Annotated in this window: 18 protein-coding genes; 11 read left to right on the plus strand and 7 right to left on the minus strand. The window is 72.8% G+C overall.

Annotation, left to right across the window (positions count from 1 at the left end):
- Positions 1–8: 8 nt before the first annotated feature.
- Genes ACFY2B_RS03215 through ACFY2B_RS03235 form a run of 5 tightly spaced genes read right to left on the minus strand, consistent with a single transcriptional unit; the run spans position 9 to position 4,856 of the window.
- Entirely contained in the window at positions 9–761 is a 753-nt protein-coding gene (locus tag ACFY2B_RS03215; RefSeq protein WP_390761381.1) for an SDR family NAD(P)-dependent oxidoreductase, read from the minus strand.
- A 17-nt stretch (positions 762–778) separates the two neighbouring features.
- Positions 779–1,582 carry an SDR family NAD(P)-dependent oxidoreductase gene (locus ACFY2B_RS03220; RefSeq protein ID WP_390761382.1) on the minus strand — a complete coding sequence of 268 codons (804 nt, stop codon included), beginning with the start codon at positions 1,580–1,582 and terminating at the stop codon, positions 779–781.
- Positions 1,579–2,937, minus strand: coding sequence for an MFS transporter (locus ACFY2B_RS03225; protein ID WP_390761383.1), 1,359 nt, complete (start codon positions 2,935–2,937; stop codon positions 1,579–1,581). Before ACFY2B_RS03225 ends, ACFY2B_RS03220 begins: the two co-directional genes overlap by 4 nt.
- Before the next feature lie 3 nt (positions 2,938–2,940).
- Entirely contained in the window at positions 2,941–3,822 is an 882-nt protein-coding gene (locus ACFY2B_RS03230) for a polysaccharide deacetylase (protein ID WP_390761384.1), read from the minus strand.
- Positions 3,819–4,856, minus strand: coding sequence for an asparaginase (locus ACFY2B_RS03235; protein ID WP_390761385.1), 1,038 nt, complete (start codon positions 4,854–4,856; stop codon positions 3,819–3,821). The genes ACFY2B_RS03230 and ACFY2B_RS03235 overlap by 4 nt, the downstream gene beginning before the upstream one ends.
- A 170-nt stretch (positions 4,857–5,026) precedes the next feature.
- Here ACFY2B_RS03235 and ACFY2B_RS03240 point away from each other — a divergent pair, with 170 nt between their 5' ends.
- From ACFY2B_RS03240 to ACFY2B_RS03275, 8 genes are all read left to right on the plus strand, one after another.
- Positions 5,027–6,052, plus strand: coding sequence for a LacI family DNA-binding transcriptional regulator (locus tag ACFY2B_RS03240; RefSeq protein ID WP_390761386.1), 1,026 nt, complete (start codon positions 5,027–5,029; stop codon positions 6,050–6,052).
- Positions 6,053–6,291: 239 nt separating this feature from the next.
- Positions 6,292–7,194, plus strand: a complete 903-nt coding sequence (locus tag ACFY2B_RS03245) for a hypothetical protein (protein WP_390761387.1) — start codon at positions 6,292–6,294, stop codon at positions 7,192–7,194.
- Between the two features lie 288 nt (positions 7,195–7,482).
- Complete coding sequence (locus tag ACFY2B_RS03250; protein ID WP_390761388.1) at positions 7,483–8,763, plus strand: DUF4190 domain-containing protein; 1,281 nt, start codon at positions 7,483–7,485, stop codon at positions 8,761–8,763.
- Positions 8,764–8,909: 146 nt separating this feature from the next.
- Positions 8,910–9,662, plus strand: a complete 753-nt coding sequence (locus ACFY2B_RS03255) for a GntR family transcriptional regulator (RefSeq protein WP_390761389.1) — start codon at positions 8,910–8,912, stop codon at positions 9,660–9,662.
- 290 nt (positions 9,663–9,952) lie between these two features.
- Positions 9,953–10,144 carry an SPOR domain-containing protein gene (locus ACFY2B_RS03260; RefSeq protein WP_390761390.1) on the plus strand — a complete coding sequence of 64 codons (192 nt, stop codon included), beginning with the start codon at positions 9,953–9,955 and terminating at the stop codon, positions 10,142–10,144.
- 30 nt (positions 10,145–10,174) lie between these two features.
- Positions 10,175–10,585: a (deoxy)nucleoside triphosphate pyrophosphohydrolase gene (locus tag ACFY2B_RS03265; RefSeq protein WP_390761391.1), complete on the plus strand. Its 411-nt coding sequence runs from the start codon at positions 10,175–10,177 to the stop codon at positions 10,583–10,585.
- 99 nt (positions 10,586–10,684) lie between these two features.
- Positions 10,685–11,134 carry an ATP-binding protein gene (locus tag ACFY2B_RS03270; RefSeq protein ID WP_376529663.1) on the plus strand — a complete coding sequence of 150 codons (450 nt, stop codon included), beginning with the start codon at positions 10,685–10,687 and terminating at the stop codon, positions 11,132–11,134.
- A gap of 575 nt (positions 11,135–11,709) precedes the next feature.
- Positions 11,710–14,352: a SpoIIE family protein phosphatase gene (locus ACFY2B_RS03275; protein ID WP_390761392.1), complete on the plus strand. Its 2,643-nt coding sequence runs from the start codon at positions 11,710–11,712 to the stop codon at positions 14,350–14,352.
- Here the strand turns inward: ACFY2B_RS03275 and ACFY2B_RS03280 are convergent.
- Positions 14,339–16,069 carry a hypothetical protein gene (locus ACFY2B_RS03280; RefSeq protein WP_390761393.1) on the minus strand — a complete coding sequence of 577 codons (1,731 nt, stop codon included), beginning with the start codon at positions 16,067–16,069 and terminating at the stop codon, positions 14,339–14,341. The genes ACFY2B_RS03275 and ACFY2B_RS03280 overlap by 14 nt on opposite strands.
- A gap of 115 nt (positions 16,070–16,184) precedes the next feature.
- Here ACFY2B_RS03280 and ACFY2B_RS03285 point away from each other — a divergent pair, with 115 nt between their 5' ends.
- From ACFY2B_RS03285 to ACFY2B_RS03295, 3 genes are all read left to right on the plus strand, one after another.
- On the plus strand, positions 16,185–17,474 hold the full coding sequence (locus tag ACFY2B_RS03285) for a hypothetical protein (protein ID WP_390761394.1): 1,290 nt from the start codon (positions 16,185–16,187) through the stop codon (positions 17,472–17,474).
- Between the two features lie 158 nt (positions 17,475–17,632).
- The gene (locus tag ACFY2B_RS03290; protein WP_390761395.1) at positions 17,633–17,776 is read left to right on the plus strand and encodes a hypothetical protein; all 144 of its coding nucleotides are present in this window, start codon (positions 17,633–17,635) and stop codon (positions 17,774–17,776) included.
- 30 nt (positions 17,777–17,806) lie between these two features.
- Positions 17,807–18,958, plus strand: a complete 1,152-nt coding sequence (locus ACFY2B_RS03295) for a methyltransferase domain-containing protein (protein WP_390761396.1) — start codon at positions 17,807–17,809, stop codon at positions 18,956–18,958.
- A gap of 79 nt (positions 18,959–19,037) precedes the next feature.
- On the opposite strand, the gene ACFY2B_RS03300 is transcribed toward ACFY2B_RS03295, so the two are convergent.
- Entirely contained in the window at positions 19,038–20,378 is a 1,341-nt protein-coding gene (locus tag ACFY2B_RS03300) for a tetratricopeptide repeat protein (protein ID WP_390761397.1), read from the minus strand.
- Positions 20,379–20,476: the final 98 nt, after the last annotated feature.

Below are 20,476 nucleotides of genomic sequence, written 5' to 3' on the forward strand. Positions count from 1 at the left end.
CCGGGTGTTCAGGGCATCACGTCGCCGCTGTTGGGCCCGAGGACCTGACCGACGTACAGGTTGCCCGAGGGGTCACCGGCGAGCAGTACGGCGGTCGGGGCCACCTCCGCCGGTACGCCGAAGCGGCCCAGGGGGAGTTCGGCGCGTTTCGCCTTCTTCCAGTCCTCGCTGATCCCGGCCACGAGCGGGGTCTCGATGGGGCCGGGGGCGATGGCGTTCACCAGGACGCCGTGCGGGGCGAGTTCGCGGGCCAGGGCCTTGGTGAGGCCGATGACCCCGGCCTTGGCCGCGGAGTAGTGGACCAGGCTCTCGCCGCCCTTCAGCGCGAGCTGCGAGGAGACGTTGATGATGCGGCCCGTGCCCTGGCGGACCATGAGGGGCGCCGTCCAGCGGCAGCACAGGAACACGCTGCGCAGGTCGACGTCGATCATCTCGTCCCAGATGTGCACCGGCATGTCGACGAAGGGCACCTCGGTGAGCAGCCCGGCGCAGTTGACGAGGATGTCGATGCGCCCGAACTCCCGGTGCGCGGTGTCGATCATCGCGCGGGTGGCGTCCGCGTCGGTGAGGTCGACCCGGTGGGTCGTCGCCGTGGTGCCTGCCGCCCGGGCCCGGGCCGCGGTCGCCTCGGCGCCGTCGAGGTCGCGGTCGGCGAGGAAGAGGCGGGCGCCCTCGGCCGCGTAGGCGTCGGCGACGGCCGCGCCGATCCCGCTGGCGGCGCCGGTGACGACGGCGACGCGCTGTTTCAGTGACTGACTCATGGCGGTGTCGGTTTCCTTCAGCTCGGCCAGCGGACGGTGAGACCGCCGTCGACGATGAGGTGCTGCCCGGTCACATAGGCGGCGTCGGCACCGGTGAGGAAGCGGATGGTGCGCGCCGCCTCGTCCGTGGAGCCCACCCGTCCCCAGGGGATGATCCGGCCGGCCTCGGCCAGGCCCTCGGGGCCCAGCGAGTTGACCGGGTCGAGCGACTGCGGGCTCTCGATCAGGCCGGGGATGACGCAGTTGACGCGGATGCCCCGCGGGGCGAGTTCCACGGCCAGGGAGCGGCACAGCCCCAGCACGCCGGACTTCGCGGCGGCGTAGTGGGCGTGGTCGTCCCAGCCGTAGACCCCGCCGGCGATGGAGGAGACGGCGACCATGGCGCCCGGACCGGTCATCACGCCGGCCGCGGAGCGGAACAGGCGCAGTACGCCCGTGAGATCGACGGAGAGCATGTCGTCCCACGCCCGGTCGCTGAGGTCGGCGAGCGGGGCGCGGCGCAGGATCCCGGCCGCGGCCACGGCGATGTCGAGCCGGCCGTAGTGGTCCACGGCCGCCTGTGCCAGGGCGTTGGCTTGCGCGGGGTCGCGGATGTCGACGTCGACGGCCAGGGCCCGGCCGCCGGCGGCCTCGACCTCGCGGACCGTCTGCCGTACGTCGTGCGGGTCCTTCGGGTAGTGGCCGAGCACGCTGACGGCGCCGGCGCGGGCGTAGGCGACCGCCAGTGCCCTGCCGATGCCGCTCGCGCCCCCGGTGATGACGGCGACCTGGCCGGCCAGGCCGTCGTCGCGGGCCGGAGCGGACTGCCCGGGTGCGGTCATGAGACGGCTCCTTCGGCGTGCAGGCGCGGCGCCGCGGTCCGTTCGCCCTGGTCCACGCGGTTGGTGCCGAGCATGACCACACCGGAGGCCAGCATGAAGACGGACCCGGCGATCAGGGCCGCCACGACCATGGAGGTCCCGGCGCTGAGCAGGCCGGTCAGCAGCGCCGAGCCCACGATCGCGCCGACCGGGCCCATGGTGTGCGCCACGTTCGGGCCGAGACCGCGGACCTGGGCGGGGAAGGACTCGCCCATGTAGAACAGCAGGGCCGCGTACGGACCGGTCAGGAAGAACAGCGACAGCGCGTACAGGGGGATGACGAAGGCACTGCTGTCGGGGCCGAGCAGCATCAGGGCGGTGAGGACGGCGCCGATGGTCCAGCCGACGATGATGGTGGACCGGCGGCCGACGCGGTCGCCGATCCAGCCGTGGAACAGGTAGCCGGCGAAGCCGACCGCGTTGGCGAGGACCAGGACCAGCAGGGCGTTGCTGAAGGAGACGTGCTTGCCCTGGGTGAGGACGGTGGTGCCGAGCACCGAGAACACCTGGATGGCCATCCAGTTGAACAGCCAGGCCAGCGACAGGCAGACGGTGTGGCGGCGCAGCCCCGGCGCGAACACGTCGCGCAGGGTGGCCTTGGCCTCGCCGGACACCGTCAGACCCATGCGCCGGGAGAGGTCGTCGGCCGCGGCGGTGTCCCCGTCGGCCTTCAGCCGGCGTATCTCCTTGAGGGCCGCGAAGGCAGGCGACTCGGGCAGCCTGCCGGCGGCGAGGGCGACCAGCACGGAGGGGACCACGGCGACGACGAAGGACCAGCGCCAGCCCAGAGTGGGCAGCAGCGCGGCGGTCAGTCCCGCCGAGAGCAGCGCCCCCACCGGCCAACCGCTCTGCACGAAGCTGTACATGAAGCCGCGGCTGCGCGCCTTGCCGTACATCTCGTTGAGGTAGACGGTGTTGACGAGTTCCTCCGAGTAGCCGAACCCGGAGAAGGCGCGGATCACGACGAGGGAGACGGCGCCGGCGGCCAGGCCGGTGAACCCGGAGCTGAGCGCCGCGCCGAGGATGGCGATCACCAGGGCGCGCTTGCGGCCGACGCGGTCCAGCAGCGGGCCGACGGTGAGCGCGATGACGAAGGTGCCGACGGTCACCCAGGTGGCGACGTTGGTGGCGTGCGCCGTGGACCAGCCGAAACTGTCCGCGATCTTGGGCAGCAGGGTGCCGAAGAGGGTGTAGTCGTAGACCGACACCACCCAGGCGAGGAAACACACGGCGGATATGCGCATCAGTGACCGGGAGGTCACGGGACGTTCCCAGACGGGGACGCCCGCGGTCTGCGCGGAGGTGGAGGAGGACATGGCTCAGACCTCCCGGGGACGGCGTTGGGCGAAGTCGTCGGCGATGGTGTCGAAGGTGCTCCAGCGGACGCCCTCGTGGGAGCCGATGTACTCGATCAGCCGTTCGAGGGCGAGGAGTACCTGGGGCCGGCCGGAGACATCGGGGTGGATGGTCATGGTGAACGCCGCGTAGTCGCTCTCGCGGTGGACCCAGTCGAACTGGTCGCGCCACAGCGACTCGATGTCGCGGGGGTTGACGAAGCCGTGGCTGTTGGGGCTGGCCTTGATGAACATCATCGGCGGCAGGTCGTCGAGGTACCAGTTGGCCGGGATCTCGATGAGGTCGGTCTCCCGGCCGCGTACGAGCGGCTTCATCCACGACTCGGCCGGCGCGTCGTAATCGATCTTGGTCCAGCTGTCGCCGACGCGGACGTAGTACGGCTCGAAGTCGCGGTGCATGAGGGAGTGGTCGTACTTGATGCCGCGCTCCAGCAGCAGTTCGTTGGTCACCGGGGAGAACTCCCACCAGGGCGCGACGTATCCGGTGGGCCGGCGGCCGGTGCGCGACTCGATGAGGCCGATGCAGTGGTCCAGGACCGTCGACTCCTGCTCGCGGCTCATCGCGATCGGGTTCTCGTGCGAGTAGCCGTGCACACCGATCTCGTGCCCGGCGGCGACACAGGCGTCGAACTGCTCGGGGAAGGTCTCGATCGAGTGCCCCGGCCAGAAGAAGGTCTGGGTGAGGCCGTGCCGGCGGAAGAGTTCGAGGACCCGCGGCACGCCGACCTCGGCGGCGAACATGCCGCGGGAGATGTCGTCGGGGGAGTCCTCTCCGCCGTACGAGCCGAGCCACCCGGCCACCGCGTCGATGTCCACACCGAAGGACACGAAGATCTCTTTGCTCATGATGCTCCTTGGTCTGATGTGCGGGCGCCGTCGGACATCCGCCGGACGTGGGCCCCGGCGGACGCCTCCTGTTGGAGCCACTGTCTGAGAACGGCTCCGGGATCTTCCGGTTTGTGGGCAATTGATACGGAAAGTAGCAATCTGGCCTGCCAGGGGCTCAGATCACTCGCGAAAACGGCGCCGGCGCGTTCCAGATCCGCACCGCCGCCCCCGCCGTACATCGGGGCGACCGGGCCGCTGAACGCCCGGCTGCACACGGCCACCGGAACGCCCCGGTCGGCCAGCCGGGCCACGGCGGCGGTCATCGCCGGGGACGCGTTGCCCGCGCCCAGCGCCTGCACCACGACGCCGCCGGCCCCGGCGGCCACCGCGGCCTCCAGCAGGGCGCCGTCGGCTCCGGCGTAGGCGGCGACGACGTCGACCCGGGGCAGTTCCCGTACGGCGTCGAGGTCGAAGGCGGGCGGCCGGGGCTGCGCGCCGAGCGGCAGTACGCGGTCGTGCGTCACGCGCAGACAGGGGCCGCGCCCGGGTGCCCCGAAGGCGGCGGCGGCCAGGGTCTCCACCTTGCGGACGCCCCGGGCCTGCCAGGCCAGCCCGTCGAAGACCAGCAGCGGCCCGAGCGCCCGCGCCTGGGGGCTGCCCGCGACGGCGAACGAGGCCGCGAGGTTGGCCGGACCGTCGGGGGCCGGGCTGTCGAAGGGCCGCTGCGCGCCGGTGAGCACGACCGGCCGCGGGTCCGCGTGGAAGAGGTCCAGCAGGAACGCGGACTCCTCCATGGTGTCGGTCCCGTGGGTGACGACCACGCCGTCCACGCCCTGGGCCAGCGCGTCGTGGACGCGGCGCACGAGCGCGAGGAGGTCGTCCAGGGTGAAGGCGTAGCTGCCCTTGGTGGTGAAGTCGTCGACCTCCACCTCCAGGGCGCCCAGTTCGCTCGCCGCCAGGAGCTGTGCGCCGGTGGTCTCGGCCAGCAGGCCCCCTGCCGACCGCCGGCTCGCGATGGTGCCGCCGGTGGCGATCAGACGGAAACGGGTCACGGGTCCCTCCACGGCCGGTGGGCGCACAGGTGAGCAATCCTTTGCACGATCGTCCACGAGAACGTTTGCGCGAACGATTGCGAGGACTCTATGCAATCCTTTGCGGGACGACAAGAGGTGATGCGGACCGCGGTTTCCCGGCCGCCGGGCCGATGCGATAGAAACGACGTGTGACCGCCGCCCCGCCCCCCTCCGACAGCACCGTGACCCTGGCCGTCCTGGCCGCCCGCGCGGGGGTGCACGTCTCGACCGTGTCCCGGGCGCTGACTCCCGGGGCGCCCGGCATCGGCGCCGCCACCGCCGAACGCATCCGCGCGCTCGCCGCCGAGCTGGGCTACCAGCGCGACCCCGCGGCCACCGCCCTGCGCACCGGCCGCAGCCGGGTCTTCGGGGTCCTGGTCCCGCGGCTGACCGACTTCGTCCTGGCGCGCATCTACGAGGGCCTGGACGCGGAGGCCGCCGGGCATGGCTACAACACCTTCGTCGTCAACACCACCGACGACCCGGTCCTGCGGCGCGAGCGCCTCGAAGAACTCCTCGCCCGCCGCGTCGACGGCATCGTGCTGGGTGACGCCCGGCTCGACGGCGACGAACTGGTCCGGACGCTCGCCGACCGGAAAATCCCCTATGTCCTGGTCTCCCGCCGCCTGAAAGGCCATCTGTCCGTCACCACCGACGACCTGCTCGGCGGGCGGCTGGCCGCCGAGCACCTGCTGGAACTCGGCCACCGGCAGGTCGGGGTGGTGGCCGGGGAGCCCTACGCCAGCACCGGTGCGGAGCGCACCGCCGGTTTCGTCCGCCGCTACGAGAAGGCCGGCCTGCCGCTGCCCCCGGAGTACGTGCTCCACTCACGCTTCGACAGCTCCGGAGGGCACGCGGCGGGCGCCGAACTGCTGCGGCTGAATCCCCGCCCCACGGCCATCTTCGCCGTCAACGACACCGCCGCGATCGGCGTCATAGGGGCGCTGCGGGAACACGGGCTGCGGCCGGGCGCGGACGTGGCCGTCGTCGGCTACAACGACATCCCCGTCGTCGCCGAGATCCCGGTGCCGCTCACCACGATCCACTCGCCCATGTTCGACATGGGCCGCCAGGCCATGGACCTGCTCCTGCGGCGGCTGCGCGAGGAAGACGTCCGTTCCCGGCGGCTGCGCCCGCATCTCGTCGCCCGGGCGTCGACGGTCCCCGAGGCGTAGCCGCCGGGCCGCCTCCCGGCGAACGGCAGCCATCGCTGACGCCCTGTCAGGACCAGCGGGGCCGGCGGGACCCGGGCGGGCGGCCCGCGGCATCACTCGCCCGCCGCCGTTACCTACGTGCGGGCGGCGGCGGGCCGCGGAAGTTGACGGCCTCGATTATGCGGCGCGACTCGTGGGGAAGGGCCCGGCGGTGCCGCATGCGGCCCGCCGCAGGAGGGTGCCGGGACAGGGAGGCGGACGTGAGGGCCGACGACGAGGGCGAGGTGGAAGCGATCCGGGTGCGCTACCGCGGGCCGCTGGCGATCGGCACCGGCTGTTACGTGCTCGCCGGCATCTGGGGGATGTCCCTGCTCGCGGACGACATCGGGCCCGTCGGCGAGATGCTCCTGTGGATCGGGCACGGGGTGGTGCTGATCGCGCTCCTCGCCGGGCTGGGCGCCTGGGAGTACAGCTTCTCCGCGGCCCTCTTCATCGTGTTCGCGTCCGCGATGTCCGCGTACGTCGTCTCCGTGGTCCGCGACGACCTCACCCTCCAGCGGCGCGGCGAGGAGACCACCGTGACGGTGGTGAAGGAGTGGCGCGACCCGGCGCAGGGGCGCAAGCCCCGCGGCCACACCTACGAGGTGGAGCATCTGGACGGCACCGAGGTCCCCGGTCCCGCGCTGAAGGTCACGTCCGACCGGTTCGACGTCGGGCAGCGCATCCGGGTGATCGAGGACCCCGCCGGTGAACTCCGCCCCCAGACACCGGGCCAGGCGGACGCCACCGGCGACGTGGCCGGCGCGGGGCTGCTCGTTGTCGCCGCGCTCGCCGCCGTCGGGTGGATGGCCTGGCGCGGGCCGGACACCGCGCGGCGGGGCGAGCACGACGCGCCGAAGACCTGCGCCGGGCCGCGGGAGGCGTGCCCGGCCGCCGGCCGCGGTACTCCGGACGAGCAGGAGGAGCGGCTGCGCGAGGCGCTGCGTACGTATCCCGCCGACCGGAGCGGCTACGTCCGGGTGCACCCGAAGGACTACCCGGACGTGTCGCACCGGCGGGCCGCCCGGATCGGCCGGGACATGGGGCTGCGCGCCGAGGCGTTCGGCAACCGGGGTTCCTGGCGCTTCGGGGAGAACGTCGTCGAGGAAGTCCCGTGTGACTGACGGCCCGTGCCCCTGCCGCGCGGGCGGCGGTGGCATCGGGCGGAGCGGGACCGGGGCCGTGACCCTGACCGGTTTCGGTACGACGGACGGCTGCGGTACGGCGTTCGGACGCGGCCTTGTGCGTTCCGCGGTGGGCCGGGGCCGTGAGCGGGCCGGCCGCCGCGCACCGGCGCGGCAGGGCCGCCGCGCGGTGCGGCTGGATTCCGTCCCCGCCCGGACCGCGCTTACGATGCGCGAAGTCGTACGTCAGTTCGCGCCTTTGTCGTTCGAACCAGGAGCACGGTACCGGTGTCCATACCTCCGCCCCCCGGTCCTCAGCAGCCCGAAGGGCAGCACCCGCAGCCCGGTCCGTATTCGCCGGACGCGTATCCGCAGGATCCGTACGCGCACGGCCCGTATCCCCAGGGCCCGTATCCCCAAGGCCCGTATCCCCAGGGCCCGTACGGGCAGCAGCCGTACCCGCCCGGTCTCCAGGGGCAGCCGCCTCACCCCGGGTGGGGACCGGGCCACGACCCCTACGGCCGGCCGGCGCCCGTCAACGGGCTGGCCATCTCCTCCCTCGTCCTCGGCATCCTGTGCTGCCTGCCGGGCGTGGGGCTGGTCCTGGGGGCGATCGCCCTCCGGCAGATCAAGCGGCGCGGGGAGCGCGGCACGGGCCTGGCGGTCGGCGGCTCCGTGCTGTCCGTGATCGGGCTCGTGCTGTGGGCGCTGGTGCTGGGCACCGGTGCGGCGGGCGATTTCTGGCAGGGGGTCAAGGAGGGCGCGCGCGACAGCGCGGTCTTCTCGTTGTCCAAGGGCGAGTGCTTCGACGCGCCGGGCGGTTCCCTCCAGGGCGAGACGTACGACCTCACCAAGGTCGCCTGCGCCAAGGCGCACGACGCCGAGGTGTTCGCCTCCTTCCACCTGCCGGACGGCCCGTACCCGGGCGAGGAGTCGATGGACGAGACCGCCGGCGGCCGCTGCTACGGGCTCCAGGACAGCTACGCGATGGACGCCTGGGCCGTCCCCGACGACGTGGACGTGTACTACCTGGTGCCCACCCGGCAGAGCTGGGAGGCCGACGACCGCCTGGTGACCTGCCTGTTCGGCAACACGACCGAGGGCGAGAAGCTGACCGGCCCGCTGCGCAACGACGAGACCGTCCTCGACACCCACCAGATCGCCTATCTGAAGGCCGCGCACGTCCTGAACGCGGCCCTGGACACGGTGCCCGCGCAGTACGTCGAGGACGACCTGCCGGGACACCGGGCGTGGGCGCGCCGGGTCACCGCGGCGCTGTCCCAGCAGAGCGGGATGCTGCGCGGGCACGACTGGCCGCAGGACGCGAAGGGGCCGGTGACGTCCCTCGCGGACGACCTCGACAAGGCCCGGACGGAGTTGTCGAAGGCGGCCGGGGCCAGTGACGTGGACACCTTCTACGCGCACTACGAGAAGGGCTTCCGGCTGCTCGAACCGGACCGGACGGTCACCGCACGCAAGGCTCTGGGGCTGGCCACGACCCCGCCGCCGTACGAGGAGGGCGGCAGCGGGGCGGGCGGTGACCCGGGCGGTACCGGAATGGAGGTGTGATCGCGGCGGGAGCGGGGAGAAAATGCCTGGGCACGGCCCTCCCGGCGGGGGGTAATCACATCGAGTGATTCTCTGGCCTTTACTTGCATGGCTCAACCCACGGTTGCCACTCTGTTGCTGTCTGTACAACCTGATGGGAGCGGCCAGTGACTTTCGGTGAACAGCCGGCGTACCTGCGGGTTGCGGGTGATCTCCGCCAGAAGATCGTCGACGGTTCACTGCCGCCCCACACCCGGCTCCCCTCGCAGGCCCGGATCCGCCAGGAGTACGGCGTCTCGGACACGGTCGCGCTGGAGGCGCGCAAGGTGCTGATGGCCGAGGGGCTGGTCGAGGGCCGCTCCGGCTCGGGGACGTACGTGCGCGAGCGGCCGATGCCCCGGCGCGTGGCCCGTTCCGGGTTCCGGCCGGACGGCGGCGCCACACCGTTCCGGCAGGAGCAGGCCGACGCCGCCGCCCGCGGCACCTGGGAGTCCCGCACCGAACAGACCGAGGCGAGCGGGGCCATCGCCGACCGGCTCGGCATCCGGGCCGGCGACCGCGTGATGTGCACCAAGTACCTCTTCCGGGACGGCGGCGAGCCGATGATGCTCTCCACCTCCTGGGAGCCCCTGGCCGTCACCGGGCGCACGCCCGTGATGCTGCCCGAGGAGGGCCCGCTCGGCGGCATGGGCGTGGTCGAGCGCATGCGCGCCATCGACGTCATCGTGGACAACGTCACCGAGGAGGTCGGCGCCCGCCCCGGCCTCGCCGAGGAACTGCACGTGCTCGGCGGCGTTCCCGGACATGTCGTCCTGGTCCTCCAGCGCACGTACTACGCCTCGGGCCGGCCGGTCGAGACGGCCGATGTGGTCATTCCCGCCGACCGGTACCGGGTTTCGTACCACCTGCCTGTGAAGTAGCGCACGCCCCCGGGGTGTTCATCTCCTGGCCTCCCGGATCCGCGGGCTGCCGCGGGCCGTTGGGATCCGGACGTTCGCGCTGGTGACCCGCGAGGTCCGCGACATGCGGCGACCTCTCGCACCGGAACGCACGCAGGGCGCGTTCAGCAACGCGCGCCCCCGGCGTTCTGGCTGGTTGCGTACCTCTTTGTGAAAAGCCGTATTCGCACAGTGAAGGTTAGGCGTACGCTCGGGCATATGCGGATTGCGGTTTCCTTAGAAGGCGGGGCGATGGGCAGCGGAGGGGCGCGATGAGCGACGACACGGTCACCCTGCCCTGGCTCGTCATACGGCAGGACGACAACGGCAATCGCTACCGCGTGGGCAGGTACGCGACCCGCGCCGAGGCCGAGAAGATAGCCGACAGTCTCGACGACCGGGGGCACAGACAGCTCTACTGGGTCGAGCGCGCCGGCCAGCACGGCGGCGCCACGCGCAACTGACCCGCACGGCGGTCCCGTAGGCTCCGCCACATGACGGAACGGATCGTGGTGGTGGCGGCCGCCCTGCTCGACGACGGCCGGCTGCTCGCCGCGCGCCGCAGCGCACCCCCCGACCTCGCCGGACGCTGGGAACTGCCCGGCGGCAAGGTCGAACCCGGTGAGCGGCCCGAGGACGCCCTGGTGCGCGAACTGCGCGAGGAACTCGGCGTCGACGCCGAGGTCGTCGCGCGCGTCCCGGGGGAGTGGCCCCTGAAGGACCCGTACGTGCTCCAGGTGTGGACCGCCCGGCTGCGGCCCGGCTCCGCCGCCCCCGCGCCCCTCCAGGACCATGACGCGCTGCGCCGCCTCGCCCCCGGTGAGGTCTGGGAAGTGGACTGGCTCGACCAGGACGTCCCCGCGGTGCGCGAGGTGGTGGGCCTGCCGGCGCCGGACGCCCGCTGAGCGTCCCGTACGCCGTTTGTGCCACTGTGCACCTTCCCGGGCGGTACTGGGTCCCGGATATCGGGTATGTGCCCAATAGCCCCACGAAACCGGACATGGGTGGGTTCGCTGGCCTGGGATGTGATCGGCGTGATCGACACCGAAGGCGACTGCGCCGAATGGACCTTTCCGGCGCACCCCGGGGCCGTGCGCACCGCCCGCCGCGCGGTCCGCGAGCAACTGCGGGTCTGGGGCCTCGACAGCCTCGCCGATGTCGCGGCGCTCCTGGTGAGCGAGCTGGTGACCAACGCGCTGCGGCATGCGACGGGGCCCATCGGAGTCCGTCTGGTCCGTCGTGCGGCGCTCGGTACGGCCCTCGGTGCGGCGCTGCGGGTGGAGGTGTCCGACCCGCTGCCCGACCCGCCGCGCGAGCGGGTGGCGCGGCCCGACGACGAGAGTGGCCGCGGTCTCCAACTGGTCGCCAACTCGTCGCGTCGCTGGGGAACCAGGCCGGCGGACAAGGGAAAGACGGTGTGGTTCGAGCTGAGCGCTCCGCTTGAGGGGCGGTGACGGGTCCTGCCGGACGGGGGGGAAGGGGGACGGGGCGGTGGCGGTTGCGGGTTGTTGTTCGGCTGCGGGTGCGTTGTGGCTGGTCGCGCAGTTCCCCGCGCCCCTTGGTGAGTGGGGGTGTGTCGTGGCTGGAAGTGCGGGTTTTTGTGACCCTTTGGGTGCGGTCCGTCCGGCGCCCTGTCGGCGCCCGGTTGGTGGCCGTCCGCCGTTCGGTGGGGATTCATGCGGCGGTGCGCGTTGCCGTGCGCGTGTGCGCTGGTGTGCGCCGGTGCGGCGGGGAACCGGTATGTGGAATACGGAAGGTGCTGATGCGTGACGGAAGAGAAGCCGGTGTACACGCCCTGCCGGTCCGTCCACTCGCGGTGGCCGTCCGACGACGGTTACCGGAGGACGTGATTCGACGGCGTGTTCCCTGGTTAGAAGACTGAAAGTGTTGTCGCGACCCGGTCCGAGCACCGCCCGGACCAGGTTGTGATCGTGAACACCGTGCCGTGCGGCCCCGTAGTGCTGGATACTGCGGGCAGCCGCCCCTGGTGACCGGTACCGGGCGCGGTGAGCTGGAGGGGACGGTTCGCGTGAGCGAGATACCAGCGAAGGCCACGGAGTCGGAGGACCCGTCGGACGGCGCGAGGGTTCGGGGCGTGGCGGCTGCCGCGGCGCCCGGCGACGGCCTGTGGCAGAGCAGCCCGCCCGGCTCCCTCTACGACTACATCAACGTGGCGTCCTTCTCGATCGGCCCCGACGGGCTCGTCGACCAGTGGAGCCTGCGGGCCGAGCGGCTTTTCGGCATCCCCGCCGAGCGTGCCGTGGGCATGGACCCCATCGCGGCCTTCGTCGCCCCCGACCAGCGTGAGCGCGGCCTGCGGAAGATGGCCGAGATCCTCGACGGCCGGGAGTGGACCGGCGTGGTCCCCCTCCGGCTGCCCGACGAGCACGGCGGCGGGCCCGGCGAGGAGGGCCTCGCCGAGGTGTTCGTCATGCCGACCAGGACCGCCGAGGGCGAACGGGCCGCCGTCTGCATCGTGGTGGACGTCCGTACCCTGCGTGGCATCGAGACCGACCTCGGTGCCTCGCGGGCGATCTTCGGCCAAACTCCGTTCGGTTTCCTGCTGATCGACACCGACCTGCGGGTGCGGCGCGTCAACACGCGGATCGCCGACCTCTTCGGCGGCAAACCCGACGACCACCGTGGCCGCGGGGTCCACGACTACCTGTCGCGGGGCGAGGCGGAACGGGTCGCCGCCACCCTGCGCCGGGTCCTGGAGACCGGCGAGCCCATCACGGACATGCACGTCACGGGCTTCACCCGGGACTCGGAGGAGCGCCGGCACTGGTCCGTCAACCTCTACCGGGTACAGAGCGGCACCGGCCGCCCGCTCGGCATCGCGTGGCTCGGCACGGACGTCACGGCCCGCCGGGCCGCCGCCCGCGAGGCGGCCGCCGCACGGCGAAATCTCGCCCTGCTCAACGAGGCGGGCGCCCGGATAGGGAACTCCCTCGACCTGGAGACCACCGCCCGCGAACTCCTCGACGTCGTGGTCCCCGGGTTCTGCGACCTCGCCAGCGTCGACCTCTACCAGGGGCTGCTGGCCGGTGACGAGACCCCGCCGGGCCTCGCCGACGGCAGCGCCGACCTGCGCCGGGTCGCCTTCGCCAGCGCGGTCTCCGGCGCGCCCTTCGTCGGCGGCGGCTCGCCCGTCGCGGTCGGCGCCGTCCACCACTACCCCTTCAACTCGCCCTGCGCGGGCGCCCTGCGCGCCGCCCGTCCGCAGTCCGTCCCCGCCGAGGAGGGCGGCCTCGTCCAGTCCACGCTGGCCGTGCCGATGGTGGCCCACGACACGGTCGTCGGCCTCGCGCAGTTCTCCCGTACGAAGGGCAGCGAACCGTTCGGCGACCGCGACCGGGACCTCGCGGTCGAACTGGCCGCACGGGCCGCGGTCTGTATCGACAACGCCCGCCTGTACCGCAGGGAGCACGAGCGGGCGCTGATACTGCAACGGTCCCTGCTGCCACCCGGCGACCCGGAGGCGTCGGGCCTGGACATCGCCTGCCGCTACCTGCCCGGCAACGCGGCCACCGAGGTCGGCGGCGACTGGTTCGACGTCATCGAACTCCCCGGGCACCGCACGGCGCTGGTCGTCGGTGACGTGATGGGCCGCGGTCTGCGCGCGGCCGTGGCCATGGGCGAACTGCGCACGGCCGTACGCACCTTGGCGCTGCTCGACCTGGAGCCCGCCGAGGTGCTGTCCGCGCTGGACGAGATCGCCCGCGGCCTCGGCACGCCCGGCGGCATCCAGCAGGCCACCCGCACGGCCCGCCAGCCCCGGGACGCGGACCTCTCCGAGGTCTACCTGGCGACGTGCGTGTACGCCGTGTACGACTCGGTGACCAGACGCTGCACGTTCGCCAACGCGGGGCATCTGCCGCCGGTGCTGGTGGAGCCGGGCGAGGCGGCACTGATGCTGGACGTGCCGCCGGGCATGCCGCTCGGCGTGGGCGGCGAACCCTTCGAGGAGGTGGAGGTCGAACTGCCCGAGGGCGCGCTGCTCGCCCTCTACACGGACGGACTCGTCGAGTCCCGCGACCATCCGCTGGACGAGGGGTTGCAGGCGTTCGTGGGCGCGCTGACCAACCCGGCCGGACTCGCCCCCGACCCCCGGTCCCCGGCGGCGGCGCCGCGCGCCGACGGCCGTCCCAACCTGGAGGACATCTGCGACCACGTCCTCAGTACCCTCGACACCCACCACGGCGAGGACGACATCGCGCTGCTGATGGCCCGGGTGCAGGGCCTGCCCGCCGAGTCGGTCGGCGACTGGACGCTGCCGCGTGAGCCGCGCAGCGTGGGCCGCGCCCGCGAGTACGCGCGCGGCCAACTGCTCAGCTGGGACCTGGAACCCCTGGTGGACACCACGGAGTTGCTGGTCAGCGAGCTGGTGACGAATGCGCTGCGCTACGGCGAGGGCGAGATCAGACTGCGGTTGCTGCTGGACCGCACCCTGGTCTGCGAGGTCTGGGACTCCGGTCTGGTCCAGCCGCGCCGCCGCCGGGCCCGGGACACCGACGAGGGCGGCCGGGGCCTGCAACTGGTCGGCCTGCTCAGCGCCGCGTGGGGTTCCCGGCGGACGCCGCGCGGCAAGACCGTCTGGTTCGAACTTCCGCTCCCCGACGGGGAGAACGCCCTGACGGACCCGGCGGAGGCGCTGCTCAGCCTGTTCTGAGCCGGCCCCGGGTGAGCGGCCCGCCGAAGCTCGCCGGAGGGCCGCCGTCGGGGTCCTCGCCGAGCAGGACACCGCCGAGGACGGCACCGGCCAGCCCGAGGTCGTGCCCGGCCGCACCGGCGTACGGGGTCCCGTGGACGCGCACGTCCCGCTCGGCGAGGGTCCGGGCCACGCGGGCGAGCCCGTCGGCGGCCCCGGTGTCGCCCTGCGCGAGCCGCCGTACCGCCTCCGCCAGCAGCGTGCGAGCCTCGGCGCCCACCGCCGCCCGGTGGGTGGCCACGAAGTCCTCGGCGGTCGCGGCGGCGCTGCGCGCGGCACGGAACCCGGCGAGCGCCACGACGCCCCGGTGGCCCGCGCCGACCGGCTCGACGGCCCGCGCGATCCGCCGCAGGGCGTCCAGCGGGTCGTACGGCCCGCCGGTCAGCTCCTGCCGTACGGCGGCCAGCACGGTGTCGGCGTGCGCCAGCCGGGCACGCAGTTCGCCCACCGGGACGAGCTGCTTCGGCGGCGGGACCGGGGCGGGCGGTCGCCGGTCGGCGGTGGCGCCGGTGCGGCCGACCGTGCGGCCGTTGCGACCGGCCGCGGTGCCGTTGCGGCCGGGGGGTCTCCTGAGCGCCCGGCTCCGCTCGAACGGGGCGTACCCGCCGGTCCCCATGCCCCTCCGGGCGTCGGCCAGCGCCGCCTCGGCGCCGGTGAGCGCCGCTGGTACCAGCGCCGCGGCCTCACGCAGATCACGGGACAGCCGCGCCACCCCGGTCACGAGGACGTCCGCCTGGGTGAGGGCGCCCTCGGCCGCGCGCAGCCCGCGGACCGCCCGCATCGTCTCGCCCGTACCGGCCGCCTGACGGGCCCGGTCGAGTTGCGCGGCGGCGAACACCAGCCGGTCCCCGGCCTGTACGGCGTACCCCTGGACGGGTTCGACGGCCGTCGGCCCATGCCGCTCGACCAGCCCGGCCGAGGTCGCCTCCGCGTCGGCCGCCCGCCCGGCCAGCTCCCGCACCCGCCCCTCCGTGGCCTCCGCCGCCCCGCCCGTGTCGCGTTCCAGTGCCCTCGTCCGGTCGAACCCGGCCGCCTCCGCGTCCAGCCGCCGCCCGGCCTCCGCGCACCGCCCCAGCACCCCCACGAGCGCCTGCCGCCGGGCGCCCGCGTCGCCCGGCAGACCCTCCTCGTAGCGCCGGTGTATCGCGAACGCGGCCGACAGCTCGGTCTCGGCCGCCCGCAGCGCCCGGATGAACGGCTCGACGGCCGCGGCCCCCAACCGTGCGGCGGCCCAGGCGAGTTCCTCCCTGCTGGTGCGCACGGCGTCGTCCGCCGCGACCAGCGCGGCCCGGGCCTGCCGGTCGGACACGACGTGGGTGCGCGCGGGCGGCTCTCCCGACGCGGACCCGGGCGTCGTACGGGTCCGGGCCCGCCGGGTGCGCCGTAGGTATGCGTATCCCGCCAGGACCCCCGCCGTGCCCACGGCCACCAGCGGTACGACGAGATCGGCCGGGGACGTCCTGTGCTGTTCCGGCGCGTGCTGTTCCGGCGCGGCGGCCTCGGCCACGGCCACCGGTCCGGCCCGCACCGCGGGAACCGGATCTTGGGTGCCGATCGTCATCACCGGCAACACCAGCCACGCGACCGAGACGGAACCGCCCAGCACGGTGTGCGCCACCCGCACGGATATGTACGACGCGGCATGCCTGGGCCGGCCCCGGAACACGGATGACGTCACATTTCGGAGCGTATGGGCGGCTGCCCGGCTCCGCGAGCGGGATGGATACGCGCGGGGGACGAGGCGACGGCAGGGGACGGCGGGACGGCACGGGGACGACGAGATGAGGGACGGCATGACCACGGAACCGGCACCGGAGTCCAGACCGGCACCGGAGCCCGCCGCGGCACCGGAGCCCGCCGCGGCACCGGCGCGGGCGGCGGAACCCGGGCCGTCCGGCGCCACCCCGGACGAAGACGCTGCCACCCAGGAGGCCGCCTCCGGCCAGGACCCGGCCGTCCCGGACCAGGATCCCGCTGCCGCGCCGCCCGCTGCCGCGCCGCCCGCTGCCGCGCCGCCCGCTGCCGCGCCGCCCGCTGCCGCGCCGCCCGCCGCCGCGGCACCGCACGGACCGCGGCGCCGCCGCCGAAGACGCCTGCGCTGGGCGGCCGGCGCTCTGGCCCTCGTCGTCCTGCTCCCCCTCCTCGCCGCGGGCGTCGCGCTGCGGGTGAACTACGCGGGGGATCCGGCCGACGGCACCTACACCCGGGGCCGGGACGCCCTCTGGCTCGGCCATGCCTGGGTGGACGGGCGCAAGGACGACGCCGACGTCGCGGCCCTCGCCCGGCAACTGGACGGCACCGGCATCCGGGACCTGTACGTGCACTCCGGCCCCCTGGAACACGACGGCACGCTCCCCGAGTCCGCCTACCCGAAGGCCGCCTGGCTGATCGCCGCCGTGCACCGCGAACTCCCCGGCGTCCGCGTCCAGGCATGGCTGGGCGACGTCCTGGCCACCGAGAGCCCCGACGGACTGCGCCTGGAGCGCCCGCAGACCCGGACCGCCGTCGTCCGCTCCACCCGGCAGATCCTCGCGGCGGGGTTCGAGGGCGCCCACTTCGACCTGGAGCCGCTGCACTCCGGCGACCGCGACTACCTCGCCCTCCTCGACGACCTGCACCGCCTCACCCGCGAGCACGACGCCCTGCTCTCCGTCGCCGCCCACCAGATCGACCCGCTGCCTTCCTTCCACTCCGTCTTCGGCGCGGTCACCGGTCACCCCAAGTGGTGGTCGCAGGAGTTCTTCGGCCAGGTGGCACGCCGGGTGGACCAGATCGCCGTGATGTCGTACGACACCATGCAGCCGTTGCAGAGCCTGTACGGCGGCTATGTCGCCCAGCAGACCTCACTGGCCCTGGAGGTCACCCCCGAGTCCACCGACCTCCTGATGGGCCTGCCCTTCTTCAGCGAGAACCGCTTCGGACACTGGGCGCACGCCGAGACCGTCCCGGCCGCCGTCCGCGGCGTCCGCCTGGGCCTGTCCCGCACGGCCCCCGACCGCCCCCGCTTCGGCGTCGCCCTGTACGTGGACTTCGCGGCGACGGAGGAGGACTGGCGGGGGTATCGAGAGGGGTGGGTGGGGTGAGCGCGACGTACGGACGGCGCCAAACGTGCACCATGTCGTCCTTACCCGCCCCCCGATGGCGCCCCGGCGGGCAGGAGAGCCCACTACCGTACGTGTGAGTACACCCCGTTCGGCGCTCTGCCTGACGGGTTCCGTACGAGGTGAGGGAGGGCCCGACGATGAAGGGACCGTTCGTGTGGTACGAGGGTGACGGGGACAGTGGTGACAACGGGGACAGCCTCCCCGGCGAGCCCTGGACGCCGCCCCCGCCGCCGCCCCCGGACGGTGGCAGCCCCGAAGGTGACGGGAAGCACCGCAAGTGACGCTCACCCCTGGTCAGGACGGCCGCGCCAGTGACGAGTGACGAACTGGCGCGGTCCCTCCGCGACATCGGAGCCCTGACGCCCGAATGGGCCGAGACGTTCAGGGCCGTACCGCGCACGCTGTTCCTGCCGGATCTCGTCTGGTCCTACGACATGGCCACCGGCCGCAGCGTCCCCGTCCATCGTGGCGACGACCCGGAAGCGTGGGAGCGGGCCGCGTATGCGGACGCCCCGATCGTCACCCAGTGGGACGACGGCCGGCACATCGGCACCGAGCCGGGCACGGTGGCGACCAGTTCCGCGAGCATGCCGTACGTCGTTGCCTCGATGCTCCGCGACTTGGACGTGAGCGACGGCATGCGGGTGCTCGAAGTCGGCACCGGTACCGGCTGGAACGCCGCCCTGCTGTCGCGCAGGTTGGGCAGTTCCCATGTGGCCAGCGTCGAGATCGACGCCGCGGTCGTGGAGCAGGCCCGCACCGCCTTGAAGCGGGCCGGACTCAGCCCCGAGGTGGTCCAGGGAGACGGCCGGGACGGATGGCCGGACGGGGCACCGTATGACCGCGTGATCGTCACGGCGGGCGTGCGGGCCATCCCCCCTGTGTGGTTGGAGCAGACGCGGCCGGGCGGGATCATCCTCGCCCCGTGGGGCACCCACTACAGCGACCAGGACGCGCTGGTCCGGCTGACCGTGCACGAGGACGGCCAGGCGTCCGGGCCGTTCCTGCGCATGGTCGAGTTCATGAAACTACGGGCTCAGCGTCTCGACTGGGACCGCTTCCGCGGTTACGTCCCCGCCTTCCCCGGCGACGCCGAAGTGTCCCGTACAGCGGTCACCCTGGCGGATCTGGGGGACCGCTACCAGCCTGCCCGGTTCGTGGTCGGGCTCTGTGTGCCGGACTGCGCCCACGTCGTCAACCAGACGGACCAGGAGACCGCGAAGGCGTGGTTCTTCGACCTGACGAGCCGGTCCTGGGCCGCCGTCGAGTTCCGCAGCGGCGAGCCGGTCGCCACGGTCCACCAGTCCGGGCCGCGCCGACTGTGGGACGAGGTGGAGCAAACGCTGACCTGGTGGGCGGAGCGGGGCAGGCCCGACCTCGACCGGTTCGGTCTCACGGTCGGCCCGGACGGGGCCACCCGCGCCTGGCTCGACCGCCCGGCGGACGTCCTGACGTTCGCGTGACACCCAGCGCGGCGGAGTTCACGCCGGAAGGGTGCTGTCGTGCCTTCCGGCACGGGGAGGTGTGACAGGGTTTCTGCCGTCAGTGCAGGGAAGCGGGAAGGGTAGTTCGGGCTCGGTCGTCCAGGGCCCGTGCGTGAGCATTTCGCGTATGTGGCTTGATCATCCTGACCATGGTCCGCATCCGCTCATCCGCTCGGCCGGACTGCACCATGGGGTAATCGTCGAGTGCCTGGTGCCAGGTGGTGCAGGCGGCTTCGAGGTGGCCGATTTCGAATTGGCGCTCAGCCAGGTAGGTGCGCTGGCGTACCCGAGTCCGGCGGTAGATGTCATAGAGCAGCCGGTCCGACTGCTGAAGGGCTTCAACGGCCCCATGGGCGTCGCCAAGTTCGTAACGGACTTGGCTGATGTGATAGTTAAGCGCCGAAGGATCGTACGAGCCGAACACCTTGCCACGAGACTCGGCGCGGTCCATAGCAGCCTCCGCTTCGCGGATGTACCGCAGTGACCTGCTTCGGTCACCGATCTGTGCGGCGGCATGTGCCTGCTGGCCGGCAAGGAAAGCCTGCATCCGTGGCCCTGCCTTCGGAGACGCGGCGGCAGCGGCCTCCGCCAACTCCATGGCCCTCGCGCTGTGACCCAGGTCGACCGCTTGCACGCTCATACCGCGCAGAGTGGTGCAGTAAGTGAGGTGGTCATCAGCCGCCCCCGCAAGCTCCAGGGCCTTGACGTAATAGCGCTGCGCGAGCCCGTGCAGTCCTTCGTCCACCGCCATATAGCCCGTCAGATAGAGCAGGTCCGAGGCTGCAGAAAGCATCGCCTTGCGGACGTCTTCCGGTGCGTCCGCGCGTAGATAGCCGGCTACCGTGTTGACCATGAACGCGGCGGCCATGGGGCGTGCGTGACGCCCACCGAACTGATCGTCCAGTTCGGACACTTTGGTGGTCATGTCGATGACCGTCCGGACTTCCGGCATCCCTATGCGGGTCACCCGTCCGGTCCCGAACGCCTCCAGGCGCCCCACCACGTCCTGCCAACCGGGGATGGTGAGCGCCACGGAGAACAATCCGGCGCCGAGGACGCCGCGCCGTGACGGGTCCATGTCCTGCCTGCCCAGTTCGATCACCCCTTCCACCGTGTCGTCTGCGGTGGCCGGGTGGTCGCCCTTGGGGAGTGGAAAGCCCGCTTCGATGTAGGTGACGTGCCGGTTCAGTTTTCGCCGCAGGGCTTCAAGGATGCATCGCCGAGCGGCGTCCCGCGGAACCGTCCCGTTCAGCCAGTGGGTCACGGCCGACTCGTCGTAGCGGAACGGGGTGCCTGTCTCGGTGCCGACGGCGTTCGTCTGCCGTGCCAACTGCGCGTGAGTCCAACCGGCTTCGCTGATCAGCCGAGCCAATCCCGCGTTCGGTTCCCGCTTGCTCATCGCCCCGACTCCCCGTGCGAACTTTCAAGGCTTTCAAGTCCTGGTCCGGACTCCAAGCTACCCCGGAGCGTGGTCGTGCGGTTGCTTAGAGGTGAAGA

The sequence above is a fragment of the Streptomyces sp. NPDC001270 genome, from assembly GCF_042896695.1.
GTDB lineage: Bacteria > Actinomycetota > Actinomycetes > Streptomycetales > Streptomycetaceae > Streptomyces.

Bases quoted from the DNA above. Each gene is read 5' to 3' on its own strand.
- ACFY2B_RS03285 (WP_390761394.1), top strand. From the start codon at position 16,185: ATGACCACGGAACCGGCACCGGAGTCCAGACCGGCACCGGAGCCCGCC.
- ACFY2B_RS03220 (WP_390761382.1), bottom strand. From the start codon at position 1,582: ATGACCGCACCCGGGCAGTCCGCTCCGGCCCGCGACGACGGCCTGGCC.
- ACFY2B_RS03260 (WP_390761390.1), top strand. From the start codon at position 9,953: ATGAGCGACGACACGGTCACCCTGCCCTGGCTCGTCATACGGCAGGAC.
- ACFY2B_RS03230 (WP_390761384.1), bottom strand. From the start codon at position 3,822: ATGAGCAAAGAGATCTTCGTGTCCTTCGGTGTGGACATCGACGCGGTG.
- ACFY2B_RS03290 (WP_390761395.1), top strand. From the start codon at position 17,633: ATGAAGGGACCGTTCGTGTGGTACGAGGGTGACGGGGACAGTGGTGAC.
- ACFY2B_RS03265 (WP_390761391.1), top strand. From the start codon at position 10,175: ATGACGGAACGGATCGTGGTGGTGGCGGCCGCCCTGCTCGACGACGGC.
- ACFY2B_RS03300 (WP_390761397.1), bottom strand. From the start codon at position 20,378: ATGAGCAAGCGGGAACCGAACGCGGGATTGGCTCGGCTGATCAGCGAA.
- ACFY2B_RS03215 (WP_390761381.1), bottom strand. From the start codon at position 761: ATGAGTCAGTCACTGAAACAGCGCGTCGCCGTCGTCACCGGCGCCGCC.
- ACFY2B_RS03225 (WP_390761383.1), bottom strand. From the start codon at position 2,937: ATGTCCTCCTCCACCTCCGCGCAGACCGCGGGCGTCCCCGTCTGGGAA.